Below are 17833 nucleotides of genomic sequence, written 5' to 3'. Positions count from 1 at the left end.
TCCCCATTACATGAATTCTAAAGATCAAAATGTATTGCTTTGTACTTTCGGTAAAGAAGTAAACGAAGGACTAACAGCTTTTCCAAAATATTTGTCATCTAAATTTTTTTATGATGAATTAGGTGATAAGTTATTTCAGCAGATTATGGACTTGCCAGAGTATTATTTAACTAATGCAGAGTTTAATATTTTTCAGCTACATAAAACGGATATTTTAAAAAGTTTTGATACTGATAGAGAAGGATTTGATCTGGTAGAACTTGGTGCAGGTGATGGAAAGAAAACAAAAGTGTTATTAAGAGAACTGTTAGAAAAAGAATATTCAGTTACGTACCATCCTATAGATATTAGTAAAAATGCAATTGATGGTTTAGTTTCTAATTTAGAACAAGAGTTGCCTAGTCTTAGTGTACAAGGTCAGGTAGGAGAGTATTTTGAGGTATTAGATAGATTGCAGCATATTAGTGATCGTAAAAAAGTTATTATGGTATTGGGCTCTAATATTGGTAATCTTTTACATCCTAGAGCGATTCAGTTTTTGAAAAAATTAAACGCTGTCATGCATCCTGATGACCTTATTTTTATGGGATTCGATCAAAAGAAACATCCTCAGAAAGTTTTAGATGCCTACAACGACAAATCTGGTGTAACGGCCGCATTCAATAAGAATGTTTTAGCTAGAATAAATAAAGAGTTAGGAGGTAATTTTGATTTGGATGCATTTACTCATTGGGAAGTGTATGATCCCGAAAGTGGAACTGCTAAAAGTTATCTAGTAAGTACTAAAAAGCAAACGGTTGATATTGATTGTTTATCTATACAGGTTCATTTTGAAGCTTGGGAGAGTATTCATACTGAGATTTCTCAGAAGTATGATGACGATACTGTAAAATGGTTAGCGGAAGAATCTGGATTTGAGATAAGTGAATGGTTTACAGATGAAAATAAATATTATAAGAATTATGTCTTCAAGAAATCAGAATAGATAATTCAGATTCAAAAAAAAGAAAATAGTTATGAAAGCAATATGGAATAATAAAATAATTGCAGAAAGCAATGATACCAAGGTGATTGAAAATAATCATTATTTTCCTCCTGAAGCTATTAAAAAAGAGTTTTTTAAATCAAGTGAAACACATACGAACTGTCCATGGAAAGGAGTTGCGTCTTATTATACAGTAACTGTAAATGGCAAGGAAAATAGGGATGCAGCATGGTTTTATCCAGAAACCAGTGATCTTGCTAAGCAAATAAAAGGCTATGTTGCATTTTGGAAAGGTATTGAGGTTGTAGAATAATAACTACAACCCCAATTAAAAATTATTATATTAGTTAAAGAACCAATAAACTATTTTCTGCAGCAGCAAAATCGTTCCATTGATATCCATCTGCTTCAGTTTCGTTGGTCCATTGACCATCTACCACATATTTAAATTCAAACTTTTGATCTTTCGGAAGATCTAAAGTCCCCTTAAATGTACCATTTTTTAACTTTTTCAATACCGTTGCTTCAGTATTCCATTCATTAAATTCTCCAGCCACACAAACATTAGTTGCTTCTTTTGCCGGAACAGAAAAAGTAACTTTACAGATAGGTTTTGACTTTAAGTATTGTTTGGTTATTGCCATAATTTTAGTTTAAAATTAATTCTTGGTTAATAAAATTTAAGGGAAATTACCACAAAACATTAAAAAATAAAAGTGTAAACTCTCGGATTTTCAATAATTTAATGAACAATTAACAATTAAATATTAACGATAACGATGTAGTATCTTTAACCTAAACTAGTATTGTAATTCTACAGTAATTCTTAGAAGTTAAACCATTACATAAACTTAGAGAAAAATATTAATGACTTATCATGAATTGTAAATTCTGAGTTTCTTTTTTATGATAGTCAACTGATAATATATACATACCAGTGGTTAAATGTGATACCTCAATATTGTTTCCATTACTTATGAGTTTTTGAGAATCAACCGTTAGTTGTTTTCTTCCTTGTAAGTCATAAATATTAATAGCTACAATTTCGTTTGTATTACTTGTAGATTTTTGAATGGATATTTCGCTATTGGCCGGATTTGGGAATAGCTTTATATCATCTATATTAGTGTCTATAAAATCTCTGTTAATTTGATTATTACTAGTATCAATTAGTTTCCATTTGGTACAGTTGCCTGTGTAGCCCTGTGATACCTGTGTGATTGCAATAGATTCGTCAACATTAGCGGAACAACCTTTGGATCTTATCCAGTTGTTTGTTTGTCTATTTTGGATTCTAAAATACCCTTCTTCATCCGTTTCTATTAATTTCCATTGCTCGCACCAGCCAAAAGAAGCTGAGCTTACCTGAACTATTTCGATAGAATCATTGGCAGTATTACTACAATTTTTTGGACGATATCTTCCATTTGTTCCTTTGTTTTGTAGATAGTAATATCCTTCATCTGTTGGTATGAATTCAAAGATTGTGCAATTTCCAGTATTATTGGTTGAAGTCATTACTAATGGCGTGATTTCACTATAATCATTAGAACATCCTCTAGTTCTTATCCATTGCTTGGTAGCTTTATTTTCTAATCTCCATAGTGTTCCACTAATATCTATTTCTGTGTCATTATTTATAGCGCTAATATTAATTTCTTGAAGATCGTCAAAACGGTTATTCCAATTTTCATTTTCTGGAACTATATAAGATAACCATTTATAATCGTTATCCGCTATTGGTATATCTTCATTTACTACAACTTCAATTTCTATATTATTTGTTCCTGCGGGAACTGTAGTGATTTTAACACCATAATTGGTCCACGGAGCTCTATTAAGTTGCAGGGAAACAATAATATCTCTAGTTGCCGATGCTGAATACTCTAAATTTATTATTCCGATATCACCAGGAGAAATTGTGTCAGGACCATCTATAGATACGATTTCATCGTTTGCTTGATTTTGTGACCACCAAAGGGAACCAAAATTTTCTATTTGTGTATAATTACGAGGTTTAACCCAAGTAGCATAAATAGACCCAATGATGTTTTCTGTATCTTGAGCTGCTGTTTGCCACTGATTAAAGTTAAGTTCAACATCTGCATCGTAAAATGCACCTACAATCTGTTTAAAGCCTAGATCAGAGAAAAATTTGAGCGATTTTGTACCTTTATCTATAATTTTTTGACCTTCCCACCAAGTTGCAAGTATAACTTTATTTGGATCTACGTTAACCCAAGACTGATCTAAGGTGTTATTAATTTGATAATAATCTGCAATGGCATTATGCTCTGGATCAATCATATCACTCCAAAAATAATATGCTGCATCTGGCGCAACTTCAAAAAGATCTTTAAAAGACCGTTCGATGCTAGCTGATAAGGCAGCACCAGAATTTCCAATTTGGGTATCTAAAGGTTCCCATCCTCCTGTTCTTATTTCAGAATAATTCAATAAAAAGCCGTCAGGCTCAAAATCATTATTTAGTTTTTGATGAATTCTTCGCATTCTACTATATATTTCGGGATGATTCCAAGAAGCAGACACTTGTCCACTTGCAGTAGGAAGTCCGTGATATCCGCTTATTTTTACTATATCGCCTTCTTTTATATTTATAGTGCTGCTAATGAGTATTTTAGGGGATAAATGTTGCGTATCAAAAGCTCCAGAAAATCCAGAAACACCAAGTTGATCATCTGATATTGGAATTACATCAGTTCCAAATGTAAGTGTTTGTCCATTATTATGTTTTAGAGATGTTGGCAAATCTTCTCGATTTAACCAGTTAAGAGTTGGAGAGTCAATAATTTCTAAATCATCCCACCAAATTGTACCTTGTTGACCTCCAAAGACCGCTAATGCTAAATTAACTTCAGTAGCATTTAAACTGTTAAATCCAATACGTATTTCTTCCCAACCTTCTGTAGTTAAGTTGTTAGGACTATTGTAATATTTTCTACCTCCGTTATCATTTGGAAGAGATATATGTAAATTCGTTAAAGTACGTTCCTTATTATTTTCATCTCTAATTAATGCTGCTAAGTTTCTTGCAGTTAGATTTTCGGTCTTGATCCAAACTTTTAATGTGTATTGATGAAATGGTTTCACATCAAAAACTGTAAAAATTCTAGAATCTTCATTGTTAGTAGCTTCTGCTCTAAAAGAAGCATTACCGCTTTTTTTAATATTGGTGTCAATAAAAGTTCGTTCTCCGATTGCATCTTGAAATTTCCATTGCAGAACTTTGTTTCCATCAAAGTCTTCAAAATCTCCGTTAATTAGATTAGAAGATTTAATAGGTCTAAGTTCGCCATCTATAGCTTTTAATTCTTGTTCTTCAATAGGATATCCAGTAGTTAAATTAGGGTTGGATCCTATTAGTGAACCCGCAAACCCCATAGAAATAGTGATGAAATGTAATTTCATTCCTCTTTCTTTAATTCCATTAACCAATACTTGGATTCGCTCATCCCATCTAGATCCTGCAGTCCCTTCTAGTCCATACGTATTTAATTTAGAATCAGAATATAGAACAGTATTCGCTCCAGCTGCTTTTGCTCTATCAATATAAACAAATAAATCTTCTGGTTCATCTACTACTAGATTAGCAGACATGTGTAATATTTTATCTTCTTTTCCTATAACTTTAGCAATTATATCGTTTGATTCGATATTAGATATCGGTACTTCTTGCGAAGTAATTAAAAAAGCAATGCATAAAAATAAAGGGGTGAGTAATAAGTTAAGTTTTTTCATGATATTTTGTGTTACGTTTTAACAAAATTGAGCAATCTATATGGTTATATTGTTATAACAAGAAAGGTACTTCTTTGCTAGTATATTTATATATACTAAAGCAATATTTGGTTAGTACTAATTTGTAGTTATCTGTTATAACTTTGTGGTTGGTAATCAGTTCAGCAATAATTGTTTATTTACTTCAAAAAATCATACCATTTTTTAAACCTGAATGAGAATCGCTGATTACATATTTTAACCCAATATTTATTTATACTATTTCTACAATTAGTGTAGAAATAATGCACGTGTCATGAAAAGGTTTTATAGGTAGGTTAATAGGGTGTCAATATCTTCGATAGTATTATAAAAATGAAGACTTATTCGTATTCCGTTTCCTCTTAGAGAGGTGATTATATTTCTTTCTCTTAGTGTATTATATAATTTTTGATCTCCTTTTATATTAAAAATAGAGCTATGATCATTCCTTTCTATTACATCAGTTTCTAATAAGTTTAAGGAGGCTAATTTTGTTTTTGTGTACTCTTTTAGTTCTTGTATGTTTTCTTCAATTTTAGGGAGACCAATTTTGGATAAAAATTCTAAAGAAAACTGTAAACTTCCGAAGTTATAGGTGTCCAAATGTCCGCATTCATATCTTGCTCGTAGGTTTGTGTATGAAGGATCATAATTAGCAGTTGAGGAAGCTTTCTTATAAGTATCCGGTGTTGTTTTATTAAGAATGCCTTCTTTAAATAATAAAAATCCGTTGCCATAACATCCTAATAACCATTTGTATCCACTACATCCAAGAATGTCAATTCCTGAAGTGTCAAAATCAAAAACTCTAGTTCCGCAAAACTGTGTGCCATCAGCAATTATTAAAAGATCAGGATTTTTTAGTTTTAATTTTTTAAGGAATTCAAGATTTATTGTTATACCACTAATGTATTGTACTAAGCTAAAAGCAAAAACAGTAGGGTTATATTTAGCGATAGCTTTTTCGATATTTTCCTCTAATGAAGTGTTCACTTTAGCATAGCATACATTAAATCCTTTGTTTATTACAGAAAAGTTTATAGATGGATAATCTTCATCTAAAAGAAGTACTTTTTTGTTTTTTTCTAATCCGTTTAATATAGTATTAAAACCCAAAGAAAAATTCGGTGTTAATATCGTGTTTTCTGATTTGCAGCCTAAAAACGAACCAATTGATTCTCTTGCGGAATTTAAAAGTTTTTCTTGATCTTCTCTAAACATACTCCCGCCAATAAGAAAATCAAGATCATGCTCTTGTCTATAATCTAACAAAGAATCATATAATAAACCGGAGGAAGCCGTGTTGAGATATATGTTTTGAGATAATACGGGAAATTCTTTTTTTAAATTCTTCATAAGTTATTTTACGGTTTTTTGGTAAAACCTTTATATTTACTTTGATAATTAATCAAGCATTACTAAGGTACTATTAAAATGTTTTCAAAAAGAAAAGAAACTCCACAAATTGACCCTGTGCAGCGCGAATTATATGAACATGCCCGTAAACGAATTGTTCAAAAGAAAAGACTATTTCAGCATTTCATAGTATTTTTAGTTGGATCTATATTTTTAGTTATCCTTAACCTATTAATTGGGATAGGCAAAGAGATTACTTTTTTTGGTATTGACTGGTGTTTAATAGTTGTAGTTTGTTGGGCATTTTTGTTAGTGTTACATTTTTGTAATGTCTGGTTGTTTCACAAGTTTATGGGTACAGAATGGACAAGTAAACAGATGGAACGATTGATTGCTAAACAAAAAGCGGAAATAGCATTGATTCAAAAAGATGTAGATAAGATGTATCCAAAAGACGAATTGGTTAAAAAGAAAGATGAATTTATAAAACAACAACAATCAAAAGTTATTGAGACGCCTGTAGTATCTAAGAAAGACCAAATAATTACAATGATTGCGGCGGCAGGAGAAAACAATGAGTTGGGAAAAGATAATGATTTGGTTTGGCATCTTCCTGATGATTTTAAACGATTTAAGCAATTGACTACTGGACATCATATTATTATGGGGCGAAAGACTTTTGAATCATTTCCAAAACCATTACCAAATCGTGTACATGTTGTAATTACTAGAAATCAAAATTACAAACCAGAAGGTGCTATTGTGGTACATTCTATGGAAGAAGCTCTAAAAATAGCTAAAGATGATCCTCAACCATTTATCATTGGTGGCGGTGAGATTTATAAAATAGGGATGGAATATTCGGACTGTATAGAACTTACTAGAGTACATGGGACATTCGAAGCGGATACTTTTTTTCCAGAAATAGATGCTGAGAAATGGACTGTTGATAAAAAAGAACTTCATGGTGCAGACGAGCGACATGAGTATGCATTTACATATTTGACCTATAATAAGAAGTAAGAGTTTTTGATTTGTTGTCAAAAAAACTCATAAAACATCTAGAAAACCTTCTTTCTGAGAGAATCATTTCTACTAAGCCTTTATCTGGAGGAGATATCAACGAAGCATTTCTTTTAACCACAAATAATAGAGAAATGGTGGTTAAAATAAATAGTGTATCTAAATTTCCTGGAATGTTTAAAGCGGAAGCAAGGGGCTTAAAGGAACTGATGGATGCTAATATTTTTAAAATACCTGAAGTTTTGTTTTTTGGTAAAGATGTTGATGTATCTTTTTTGCTTTTAGAATATATAAAGTCTGGAAATAAAACTCCAGATTTTTGGTCAATATTTGGTGAACGACTAGCAAGTTTGCATCAGCAAAGTAAACCTTATTTTGGTTTTGAAAGTGATAATTATATTGGGAGTTTGCAACAATATAATTTTAAATATTCTTCTGCTTCAGAGTTTTATATAACTCAACGATTACAACCACAATTCCAAATGGCTATTAAAAGAGGTTTTTCTTTTTCGAGTTTGGATAGTTTTTATGTAGCTATTGAAAACGAAATTCCAGATGAAGCTTCTAGTTTAATACATGGAGATCTGTGGAGTGGTAATTTTATGATTGATATTAATGGTTCTCCTTGTTTAATAGATCCAGCAGTGGCTTATGCGTCTAGAGAAATGGATATCTCAATGATGTATCTGTTTGGAGGTTTCGAACACGAATTGTTTGAGGTTTATAATGACATTTTTCCGTTAATAGATGGTTGGAAAAAAAGAATGGAAATTTGGCAATTATACTATTTATTAGTGCATCTTAATTTATTTGGAGATTCTTATTTACCACAAATTCAATCAATACTTAAAAAATATTCCTAAGGAATGGTTTAATATTCTTTTCTTTTTTAATAAAAACGTACTGCAAATTAATAGAGGCCAACCATTGATTGAGAATGGTCGTTCGTCAAATTGAGCATTTCTACCGATCGTTTTAGCTTTTATTTTAGAGGTCTAACACAAATCAATTTTTATTATGAGAAAAACAAACCTATTAATGATCGTAATGATGCTATTCACGATATTTCAGTTGTCAGCCCAAACAATTGTAGAAAGACACGGACAATTAAGAGTAGAGGGAACGAAAATAAAGGATAAATGTAATAGAAATACTCAGTTGAAAGGAATGAGTTATTTCTGGCATCAATGGGAAGGAGGCGAATATTGGAATAGTAATGCGTTAAAATGGTTAAGAGATGATTGGAAAGTAGAAATAGTAAGAGCTGCAATGGGTGTTCGTGGTGGAGGTGGAGATTATATAGATGACCCTATTGGTTCTGTGAATCAGGTTAGATCAGTTGTAGATGCTGCTATAGAACATGGGGTTTATGTGGTAATAGATTTTCATGCTCATCCTAATTATAAAGAACAAGCTAAAACCTTTTTTAGACAAATGTCTAAGGAGTATGGAGCATATCCTAATATTATCTATGAGATTTGGAATGAACCTATTGGAGATTATGGGAATGCTGTTGGTACTTGGAATGAGATAAAAAGTTATTCTAGAGAAGTAATAGCAGAGATTAGAGCAAATGATCCCAATAATATTATTGTAGTTGGGACCCCTTTTTATTCGCAACGAGTAGATACAGCAGCAGACAATCCTTTAACTGTAGATATTAATAATAAACCAGTAAGTAATATCGCCTATACAATACATGCATATGCCGGAGCACACAAGCAATCATTGAGAGATAAAGGAAATTATGCGATTAATAAAGGGTTAGCATTGTTTATGACTGAATGTGGAAGAGTTGGAACTAATTATGGACCTAATAACAATCTAGATGCTGCCGAGTGGAACCGTTGGGAACAATGGATGGATAATAATGATATTAGTTATTGTAAATGGTCATTAAGTAATAAAAATGAAATTAGTTCATCTCTTAATAGATCTGCAAGTCCCAATGGTAATTGGAATTATAATATTGATCTTACTGCGGAAGGGAGATGGAACAGAGATCACTTTAGGACAGTGAATACACCTCCATCATCTTGTGATGATACTGGAGGAACTGATGAAGATATTATCAAATCTTTAATAACTCCTGATCAAGTAAAGAAAGGAGAAAAAGCTTTTGTTGAAATAGAGTATTCTTCGACTACTAATAGAGACCTTGTAGCTGTTTTTCAATTGAACAAAAGCCCTTATACCGTTTATGGATCAAAAAGAACAAATGTTCAAGAAGGTACAGATACTATAGAATTAGAAGTTCCTATCGATGCGAATACTCCTGTAGCCGATAATGATTACAAATTTCAAGTTTTTATAGCACCTCAAGATGGGGATTGGAATGAAAGATTACATACTATTTCTAAAGTAAATATTGGTTGTGTTGATAATGTTGATAATCCAGACAATATTAAAGTTAGAGCAAAAGGAACTAATAATTCGAAAATTGAAGTACGCTATAATGATGTGCTAATTGATAATGCTATAACGCTTACTAATAGTTTTGCTAATTATAGTTTATCGATTCCAGAGACTTCAGGAAACTTTAAAGTAGCTTTTATTAATGATGATACCGGACGAGATGTAGAAATCGATTGGTTAGAAATCAATGGGGAAAGAATCCAAGCAGAATCTAGAGAAGAAAATACAGGTGCCTGGGATGTAACTTGTGGTGGAGGAAGTTTTACCCAAGCGATTCACTGTAATGGTTATATTAATTTCGGAAACGGAGCTAATTTAAATCAAGTAGGAACTATTGAAATAGGAGCGAAAGGAAACTGTGGAGGTGAAAAAATTCAATTGTTAATTGATAATAAAAAAGTTTCTGAATGGTCTCTTAGTACCAATATTTCAGTATATACTTACGAAGGATATAAAAATAATGAGAATGTAAAGATTGCTTTTATAAATGATGGCAACATAAACGATTGCGATAAAAATGCTTATATAGATTGGATAAAAGTATGTACTACAAGATATCAAACAGAAGATATAGCTTCAAGAACAGGTTGCGGAAATTCGGAGTGGTTATTTTGTAATGGTAATTTCGATTTCGGAACTCCTAGTTGTGATAATAAAAGTCCAGAGGAGGGTATTCAGAATGCTTTTGAGATATATCCTAACCCTGTAACTGATAATAAGGTTACCATAAAAGGCTCTGAGCAATATACAATTGCAATTTATAATATGGAAGGAAAAAAGGTCTATGAAGAAAATAATGTATCTAATACGACTACCATTTTAACAAATCATCTAAATAATGGTTTGTATATACTAAAAATGTATGATCGTACTACGAAGACCGAAGAAACTAAAAAAATAATTTTAGACAATCGTTAATTATTCAAGTAAAAAAGAAATGCCAAACGTAAAACTATACTTGGCGTTTCTTTTTGTTTATAGAATATCAATTGTTTACAATACTTCATGTAATGAAAAAAATAAATATAATGATAATGTTTTGTGTCTTGCTTACGTTTTTTACAAGTGCACAAACAACATATTATGTGAGTTCTCAAAACGGGAATGACAATAACTCAGGACTAGATCAAAATGTAGCTTTTAAATCAATTCAGAAAGCAGTAAATTCTGTAAATGAAGGTGATACTGTAAGAATTCTATCAGGAATATATACAGGTGGAAATGATAGTCCATGGAGCGAAATATTTATGTCTATATCTGGATCCGAAGGAAAGTACATAACTTTTTCTGGAGTACCTGATGCACAAGGAAAATTACCTACAATAGTTTCAGCTTCAGTAAAAGGAATTGATATGTTAGGGTCTTCCTATGTAATTATAGAAAACTTAGAGTTTGTTCCTGCTAATCAAGATGTGAAAGGAATGATAGATAATCCTTCTTTTGGTTTGGAGCTTTGGAGGGCACGAAGAGCTATTGGAATAGATAACGGCTCGCATCATATTATTATTCGTAATAATTATGTACACGATTTTCCCGGAAATGGAATTGCTATTGGTGGATCAGAAGTCGTTTTAATAGAAGGGAATTTGGTAGAACATTGTGCGTTTCGAAGTCAGAATGGAAATAGCGGAATTTCGTCATATCAACCAGCAAATTTAGATGTTAGTAGCTTTCCAGAATATCCAAATCATAGAATTATATATAAAAATAATGTTTCTAGATATAATGTGAATCTTAGAGGTTTTCTTGGCGGAGGTAATAGAATTACGGATGGTAATGGAATTATTGTGGATGATCACATCCAAGATCAAAAAGAAAACGGAGTTCCATACAATAGTAGAACACTATTGATAGGGAATATTTGTTATGGTAATGGAGGGCAAGGAATTAATGTGTTTTCAAGCGATAATGTTGATGTATACAACAATACTTTGTTTGATAATGCGCAAAGTACACGCATATCTAATCCTGCATATCCGATTGCTGTTGGAGATTCTCAATTATCGATAGGAAGAGTTAAGAATGCTCGTGTAAAGAATAATATTTTATATAATTCTAATGATTCAAAAACTACAATATCTCGATATCAGGACGAAAATATAACCTATGATCAAAATATACATTGGAACAAAGTGGGTAATCCAGAACCGATAAGTTCTAATGATTTTATTGCAAATCCAAAATTAAAAAATATTCAGCCATTAAGTGAATCACAAACAAATCTACTGGCAACTACATCGAACCCGTTTGATATCAATGGAGCTTCTGCAAAATTATTTACTCCTACAAAGAATAATAATTTTCCAGTTCAGGATATGAACCTTCAATCTAATAGTCCCGCTATCGATAGAGGTGTTAATGTCGGATTTGGAACTATTATAGGAGGATCAATTGATATAGGAGCTAAGGAGTTTCAAGGAGTAGTAAATACATTTGATGATATCATTGTTTCTACATTAGTTCCTGCTGAAGTCGTCGTTGGACAGGAAATGAATATTACAGTATCATATGAAGCAAAAGAGAATAGAGATATATCCATTGTTTTTCAATTAGATTCTAGCCCCTATACTGTTTATAAAACTAACAGGATTAGAGTTTCGGAAGGCTTAGGAACTATTGATATTCCGATTTTTATACCAGAAAACACTCCTTTAGGAATAGATAAATATCAGTTTCAGGTATATATAACTTCGGTTGGAGGAGATTGGAACAATCGATTAGGTAACCTGAATAAGCCAAATATTGATTGTGTTTCAGGAAATACTGTCACTCAAGTTTTAGAAGTAGGAGCAAAAGGAAATTGCTCTGGCGAGCAAATAGAAATACTTTTGAACAATGAATCGGTAGCTCAGTTTACTTTAACTAATGATATCGAAGTGTATCGTTATGCCAATTATAAAGAAGGTCAAAATATTAAAATAGCTTTTGTAAATGATAATAATAGTTCTTGTGATTTAAATGCTTATATCGATTGGATTAAAATCTGTAATACTTTGTATCAAACAGAAGATTATTCTAGCAGAACAGGATGTGGTTCTTCAGAATGGTTATATTGTAATGGGAATTTTGATTTTGGAAACCTTCCTTGTGGTCAAAACCGAAATGGAGAGACAACAATGGAGGCCTTAGAAATATATCCTAACCCGATATCGAATTCATTTTTTATAGATAATATAAAAAATGAATCACTTTCTATTAAGGTTATAAACCTAGAGGGGAAAATTCTTAAGTCATTTCAGTCCAAAACCGATGATGTCAAATCGACTTTTGCTATAGAAGATCTTCCTAAAGGGATGTATTTGATAAGTATATATTCTAAGATTAGTGGAGACCAAAAAACTATTAAAATTTATAAAGAATAAAATCATTCGCAATAGATTTAATCAAAATACAGTTAACCAAGCAGGTAATTATTAAAATTATCTGCTTTATCTATTTTAAAGTAGTATTCAAAAAAAATACAGTTATGGATGAAAAACTTAAGCTATCACGTTGAAATTGTATAATAAAAATATATGTTGGTTTTTTTTACTTTTTACTTTAGTAACAGTATCGCAAACCCAAACTAAGAAAAACGTTGGGATAAAAGATAGTTTGTTAACTATTTATACCATTTGTGAAGATGTTGAACAGGCTAGAGCATCTTATCATCTTAGTTTGTATTACAAGGATGTAGATATGGATACTTCCTTACAATATGCAGAAATTTCTAAGAAATTATCCTTAGAACATAAGGATTATGGTTTATATGCGCGTAGTCTAAAACGATTAGGTGTCATTTATATGTATTCAGAAGATACGGATTTAGCGTATAATTATTTTAATAGAGCTAAACGTATTGCAAATGATGAGAAGGATTATTTTTTAATTGCAGATATTCAATCAGACATTGGGTTATTATTTCAAAGAAAAAGTGATTACAAAGAATCATTGAGCAATCTAATGGAAGCATATTACTTTTTTAAAGATGAAGAACCTTCTGTAGAAAAACATAAATCATTAAATAGATTGGGAATTTTATACTCTAAGCTAAATAAAAATGATAGATCAGTAGATATATTCTCCGAGGCATTAGAAGTCGCAATATTATTGGGTGAAAAAGATAGAGAAATTACTAGTTATATAAATTTAGCAGTAATAGAAACTCAATTAGAAAATTTTGAAAATGCAATTGTATTGTATAAAAAGATATTAAGTGAAATTCTAGACGATAATCTGACGTATTATAATCAAAGACGGACATGTTATAACAATCTAGCATTTAACTATTATAAAGTAAAAGCGTATGATTCTAGTCTTGTCTATGCCAAAAAATCTTTAGCAATTAAACCAGATAAATTGTTTGATAGTAGAGTAGGACAAACCTATCGTACTTTAGGCAATGTGTATCTTGATATTGGAGCTTATAAAAAAGCAGAATATAATCTTAATAAAGCTTTGTCAATTGCAGAAGAATATGAAATAAAGACGGCGATTATTGATGCTTATAAAGATTTATGTAGATATCATAAAAAAACCGAAAACTATCAGGAAGCACTTTTGTATTATGAAAAGTTTAATTCACTAGAGTCTAAATTATTGGATAAGAATTTCTCTGAACAAATATCAAAAATTGAATCGTCAAAAGTAATTGAACAAAAGGATGTTGCTTATGCTTCTTTATCAAAAGAGAAAGCAGAAGATAAAAAAGAATTTGAATCTGATATAGAAAGAATCATTTGGATAGTAAGTATTGTTTTAATAGCAATTATAGGAATGATTGTGGTGTATGTATATCGCAATAGAGTGTATCTTGCAGAAAAGCAGAAGCAGATTTCTACGATGAAATTATTCGCATTGAGATCACAAATGAATCCTCATTTTATTTTTAATACTATAAATGGAGTGCAAAATTCGATATTAAAGTCAGATAAATTTAGTGCATATAATTACCTAAGTAAGTTCTCTCAATCAATTAGATTAATTCTGGATAATTCGAATGATTCGTTTATCAGGTTGCAAAAAGAATTAGACCTTATTAAAGTATACGTAGATTTAGAAAAAATTCGATTCAGAAATAAACTAGATTTTACATTAAAGGTAGATTCTAATATCGAAGAACAGAATCCCTATATTCCTGCAATGATTTTACAACCTATCATAGAAAATTCAATAATTCATGGTATTAGTAATAAACCAGATGGAGGCCATGTTTCTTTAACAATAGAACCATTTAATAGTAACTTAAAAATTATTGTTCAAGATAATGGAATTGGAAGAAAAGAAGCTCAAAAAATTAAAATGTCTAAACCAAAAGGTTTTATCGGAATTACTTCGATTAATACAAAACAACGAATAGACATACTGGTAAAATCAGGATATAAGGATGCTAGATATTATTTTGAAGATCTCTTTGATAAAAATAACGAGGTAAAAGGAACTAGGAGTATATTAATTCTACCATTAAAGAATATGTATGACAAAAATAATTAATGCAATAATAGTAGATGACGAATTAAACGGTATAGAAAATTTACAATCTTTATTAATAACATTCTATCCGCAAATTGAAATTGTAGGCACTGCACAAACGTTCGAAGAGGCCCAGACCCTTTTGAAATCATATACAATTGACGTAGCATTTTTGGACATTCAGATTGGTACTAGAAGTATTTTCGAGTTTTTAGAAAAGTTTACAAGAATTGATTTTGAAATAATTTTCATGTCTGCACATAATCATGCGCTAGAAGCTTTTAAGTATATGGCATTAGATTATCTTTTAAAGCCTATCGATATTGATGACTTTAAAAAAGCTATCAATAGACTTTTAGAAGGCTTGGAGAGAAGATATTTTGCTAATAATGCAAAAGAACTGATAGAGCAACTTAAGTTAGAAAAAGATAAGTTTAATAAAATATCTATTCCCACCTTTGATGGTTATGAGATTGTTTCCATAAGTTCGATTTTATATTGCTTAGCAGATGGAAGTTATACTCAATTGACACTAAACAATAATAAACATATTGTGGCTTCGCAGAATTTAAAATATTATGAATATCTGTTGGAGAATTTTGGTTTTTTAAGGATACACAACTCTAGCTTAATCAATAAAGATCATATCACTCGTATTAGTAAGTCTGATGGAGGTTTTGTTGTAATGGATGATGGAAAAAAGTTATCTATTTCTAAAACTAGGAAAGTAGATTTCTTTAGAAGTTTTAAAATCAAGTAGGCTATTTAAAAACATTTTTTAAGTTAATTACTCTTGGTATTTATACTTACTTTTGTTAAAATTTTAAAAGACACAGTACATGAACGCATATGTTTTTCCAGGTCAAGGGGCTCAATTTTCAGGAATGGGACTGGACTTATATGAGAATTCAGAAATTGCAAAAGAACTTTTTCATAAAGCCAATGATATTTTAGGTTTTGAAATAACTAAAATCATGTTTGAAGGTACAGCTGATGAGTTAAAGGAAACAAAAGTTACTCAGCCAGCGATATTTTTACATTCAGTAATTTTAAGTAAAGTATTAGGAGATAGTTTTAAACCAGATATGGTAGCGGGTCATTCTCTTGGTGAGTTTTCTGCTTTAGTGGCTAACGGAACATTAAATTTTGAAGATGCGCTTATATTAGTTTCTAAGAGAGCATTAGCGATGCAAAGCGCTTGTGAATTAAAACCTTCTACAATGGCTGCCGTTTTAGGGTTAGATGATGAGGTAGTAGAAAAAGGATGTAAAGAAATTGATGGTGTTGTTGTGGCTGCAAATTATAATTGTCCTGGTCAGTTAGTTATTTCTGGAGAAGTGGAAGCTATAGAAAAAGCTTGTGAACTTATGAAAGAAAAAGGAGCTCGTAGAGCTTTAGTATTGCCAGTTGGAGGCGCTTTTCATTCTCCTTTAATGGAACCTGCTAGAGAAGAGTTAGCAGCGGCAATAGAAGAAACAACTTTTAATACACCAAACTGTCCAATATATCAAAATGTAACTACAACTGCGGTAACTGATCCTGAGGAAATCAAAAAGAATTTAATCGCTCAGTTAACTGCTCCTGTAAAATGGACACAAAGTGTGCAGAATATGATGAAAGATGGAGCAACATCGTTTACAGAAGTTGGTCCAGGAAAAGTACTATCAGGATTAGTGAAAAAAGTAGATAGATCTATGGAAACAATCTCGGCAAGCATTTGATTTTTAAAACATTGGGTCTTCCCTGAAGTTTGATTGGATTTTTGTGTATATTGCAATAGTCCCAATTTAGTATTAAATGCTTAGATACATAATTTCCATTATTGTATTTTTTTTCTGTATAGTAACTAGATCTCAAAATTTGCCTCCAGTGGCTGTCGATGATGAGTACAACGGAATTACCAATAATATAATTTCTGTAAATGCATCTGAAGGAGTTTTAATTAATGACACTGATCCAGAATCATTACCTCTTAGAGTAAGTCCTAATCCAATAACAAACCCAACAAATGGAACATTGGTTTTAAATACGGATAGTAGTTTTGTTTATACACCAAATGTAAATTTTATAGGAATCGACATGTTTGAGTATCAAGTATGCGATAGTGGGATAGATGATCTAGTTTCTCAATTTGACTTTAATACTGCAGCATTAACAGATGCTACAGTAGGTCCTAATGGAACTTCCATTAATCCAAATGCTGTTCAATCTGGATGTGGTATAAGAATACCATCGGGATCTACTGGAGGATCAGCTGGTTTAGATATAGTTGTTCCTAACACTGCAGGTATTTTTGGTTTTAGAAGTTTTAGAATAGAATTTACTTATAGAGATAATGAAGGTACAGCTGATATTATCAGTGGAGGGAACTTTAGAATATATCATATTACAGCTAATGAGATAGGAGTTAGAGTTAATGTTGTAAATAGTGTTACTGGTATTTCAACAGCCTATACTCTTAATTTGGGAGGTTTTGGATCTAATTACAATGATTATATGGTAGAATATGATGAAGTTACAGGTGACATTATTTATAGGCGTAACGGTGTAGAAACAAGAACAGAGATAGCACCAGATAATTCTCCATTAGATATATCGTTAGCGGGAAATGTTACAATTGGTCGATTTATGGATAATGCAGGTAATGTAAATCCATCATTGTGTTCCATAAGTACAACCGATACTAGCAAATTGTGTGATACTGCCCAGGTAACTTTAAATGTCTTAAGAGTAACTGTTATTACCAATCGTAATATAACGTATCGAGTAAGAGGAAATTAAGTTCTTTTCTTTAGTTTAAAATAAAAGAGAGTATTGTTTTTG

General features: G+C 31.3%; 13 protein-coding genes. 10 read left to right on the top strand and 3 right to left on the bottom strand.

Features of this window, described 5'->3' with window-relative positions:
- Positions 1 to 10: 10 nt before the first annotated feature.
- Both egtD and NMK29_RS17120 read left to right on the top strand, forming a co-directional pair.
- Entirely contained in the window at positions 11 to 985 is a 975-nt protein-coding gene (gene egtD, locus NMK29_RS17125; RefSeq protein ID WP_108802092.1) for an L-histidine N(alpha)-methyltransferase, read from the top strand.
- Between the two features lie 31 nt (positions 986 to 1016).
- On the top strand, positions 1017 to 1298 hold the full coding sequence (locus NMK29_RS17120; RefSeq protein ID WP_108802091.1) for a DUF427 domain-containing protein: 282 nt from the start codon (positions 1017 to 1019) through the stop codon (positions 1296 to 1298).
- Positions 1299 to 1332: 34 nt separating this feature from the next.
- On the opposite strand, the gene NMK29_RS17115 is transcribed toward NMK29_RS17120, so the two are convergent.
- The 3 genes from NMK29_RS17115 to NMK29_RS17105 all read right to left on the bottom strand — a co-directional run bounded on the left by NMK29_RS17115 (position 1333) and on the right by NMK29_RS17105 (position 6121).
- Complete coding sequence (locus NMK29_RS17115) at positions 1333 to 1629, bottom strand: isoamylase early set domain-containing protein (RefSeq protein ID WP_027393025.1); 297 nt, start codon at positions 1627 to 1629, stop codon at positions 1333 to 1335.
- Between the two features lie 220 nt (positions 1630 to 1849).
- The gene (locus NMK29_RS17110) at positions 1850 to 4744 is read right to left on the bottom strand and encodes a T9SS type A sorting domain-containing protein (protein ID WP_108802090.1); all 2895 of its coding nucleotides are present in this window, start codon (positions 4742 to 4744) and stop codon (positions 1850 to 1852) included.
- 306 nt (positions 4745 to 5050) lie between these two features.
- Entirely contained in the window at positions 5051 to 6121 is a 1071-nt protein-coding gene (locus NMK29_RS17105) for an aminotransferase class V-fold PLP-dependent enzyme (protein ID WP_108802089.1), read from the bottom strand.
- A gap of 78 nt (positions 6122 to 6199) precedes the next feature.
- Between NMK29_RS17105 and NMK29_RS17100 the strand changes: the two genes are divergently transcribed.
- The 8 genes from NMK29_RS17100 to NMK29_RS17065 all read left to right on the top strand — a co-directional run bounded on the left by NMK29_RS17100 (position 6200) and on the right by NMK29_RS17065 (position 17791).
- Positions 6200 to 7144: a dihydrofolate reductase gene (locus NMK29_RS17100; protein ID WP_108802088.1), complete on the top strand. Its 945-nt coding sequence runs from the start codon at positions 6200 to 6202 to the stop codon at positions 7142 to 7144.
- A 14-nt stretch (positions 7145 to 7158) separates the two neighbouring features.
- Positions 7159 to 8007, top strand: a complete 849-nt coding sequence (locus tag NMK29_RS17095) for a fructosamine kinase family protein (RefSeq protein WP_234424212.1) — start codon at positions 7159 to 7161, stop codon at positions 8005 to 8007.
- 154 nt (positions 8008 to 8161) lie between these two features.
- Entirely contained in the window at positions 8162 to 10477 is a 2316-nt protein-coding gene (locus NMK29_RS17090) for a cellulase family glycosylhydrolase (RefSeq protein ID WP_108802086.1), read from the top strand.
- Positions 10478 to 10569: 92 nt separating this feature from the next.
- On the top strand, positions 10570 to 12921 hold the full coding sequence (locus NMK29_RS17085; protein WP_108802085.1) for a T9SS type A sorting domain-containing protein: 2352 nt from the start codon (positions 10570 to 10572) through the stop codon (positions 12919 to 12921).
- A 232-nt stretch (positions 12922 to 13153) separates the two neighbouring features.
- The gene (locus NMK29_RS17080) at positions 13154 to 15031 is read left to right on the top strand and encodes a tetratricopeptide repeat protein (protein WP_159092099.1); all 1878 of its coding nucleotides are present in this window, start codon (positions 13154 to 13156) and stop codon (positions 15029 to 15031) included.
- On the top strand, positions 15015 to 15770 hold the full coding sequence (locus NMK29_RS17075; protein WP_108802083.1) for a LytTR family DNA-binding domain-containing protein: 756 nt from the start codon (positions 15015 to 15017) through the stop codon (positions 15768 to 15770). Before NMK29_RS17080 ends, NMK29_RS17075 begins: the two co-directional genes overlap by 17 nt.
- A gap of 79 nt (positions 15771 to 15849) precedes the next feature.
- Positions 15850 to 16731 carry an ACP S-malonyltransferase gene (gene fabD, locus NMK29_RS17070; protein ID WP_108802082.1) on the top strand — a complete coding sequence of 294 codons (882 nt, stop codon included), beginning with the start codon at positions 15850 to 15852 and terminating at the stop codon, positions 16729 to 16731.
- A 76-nt stretch (positions 16732 to 16807) separates the two neighbouring features.
- Complete coding sequence (locus tag NMK29_RS17065; RefSeq protein ID WP_108802081.1) at positions 16808 to 17791, top strand: Ig-like domain-containing protein; 984 nt, start codon at positions 16808 to 16810, stop codon at positions 17789 to 17791.
- Positions 17792 to 17833 lie beyond the last annotated feature (42 nt).

Origin of the sequence: Aquimarina sp. Aq107 (assembly GCF_943733665.1) — a bacterium.
GTDB lineage: Bacteria > Bacteroidota > Bacteroidia > Flavobacteriales > Flavobacteriaceae > Aquimarina.
This window is presented reverse-complemented; position numbering and strand designations above follow the sequence as displayed.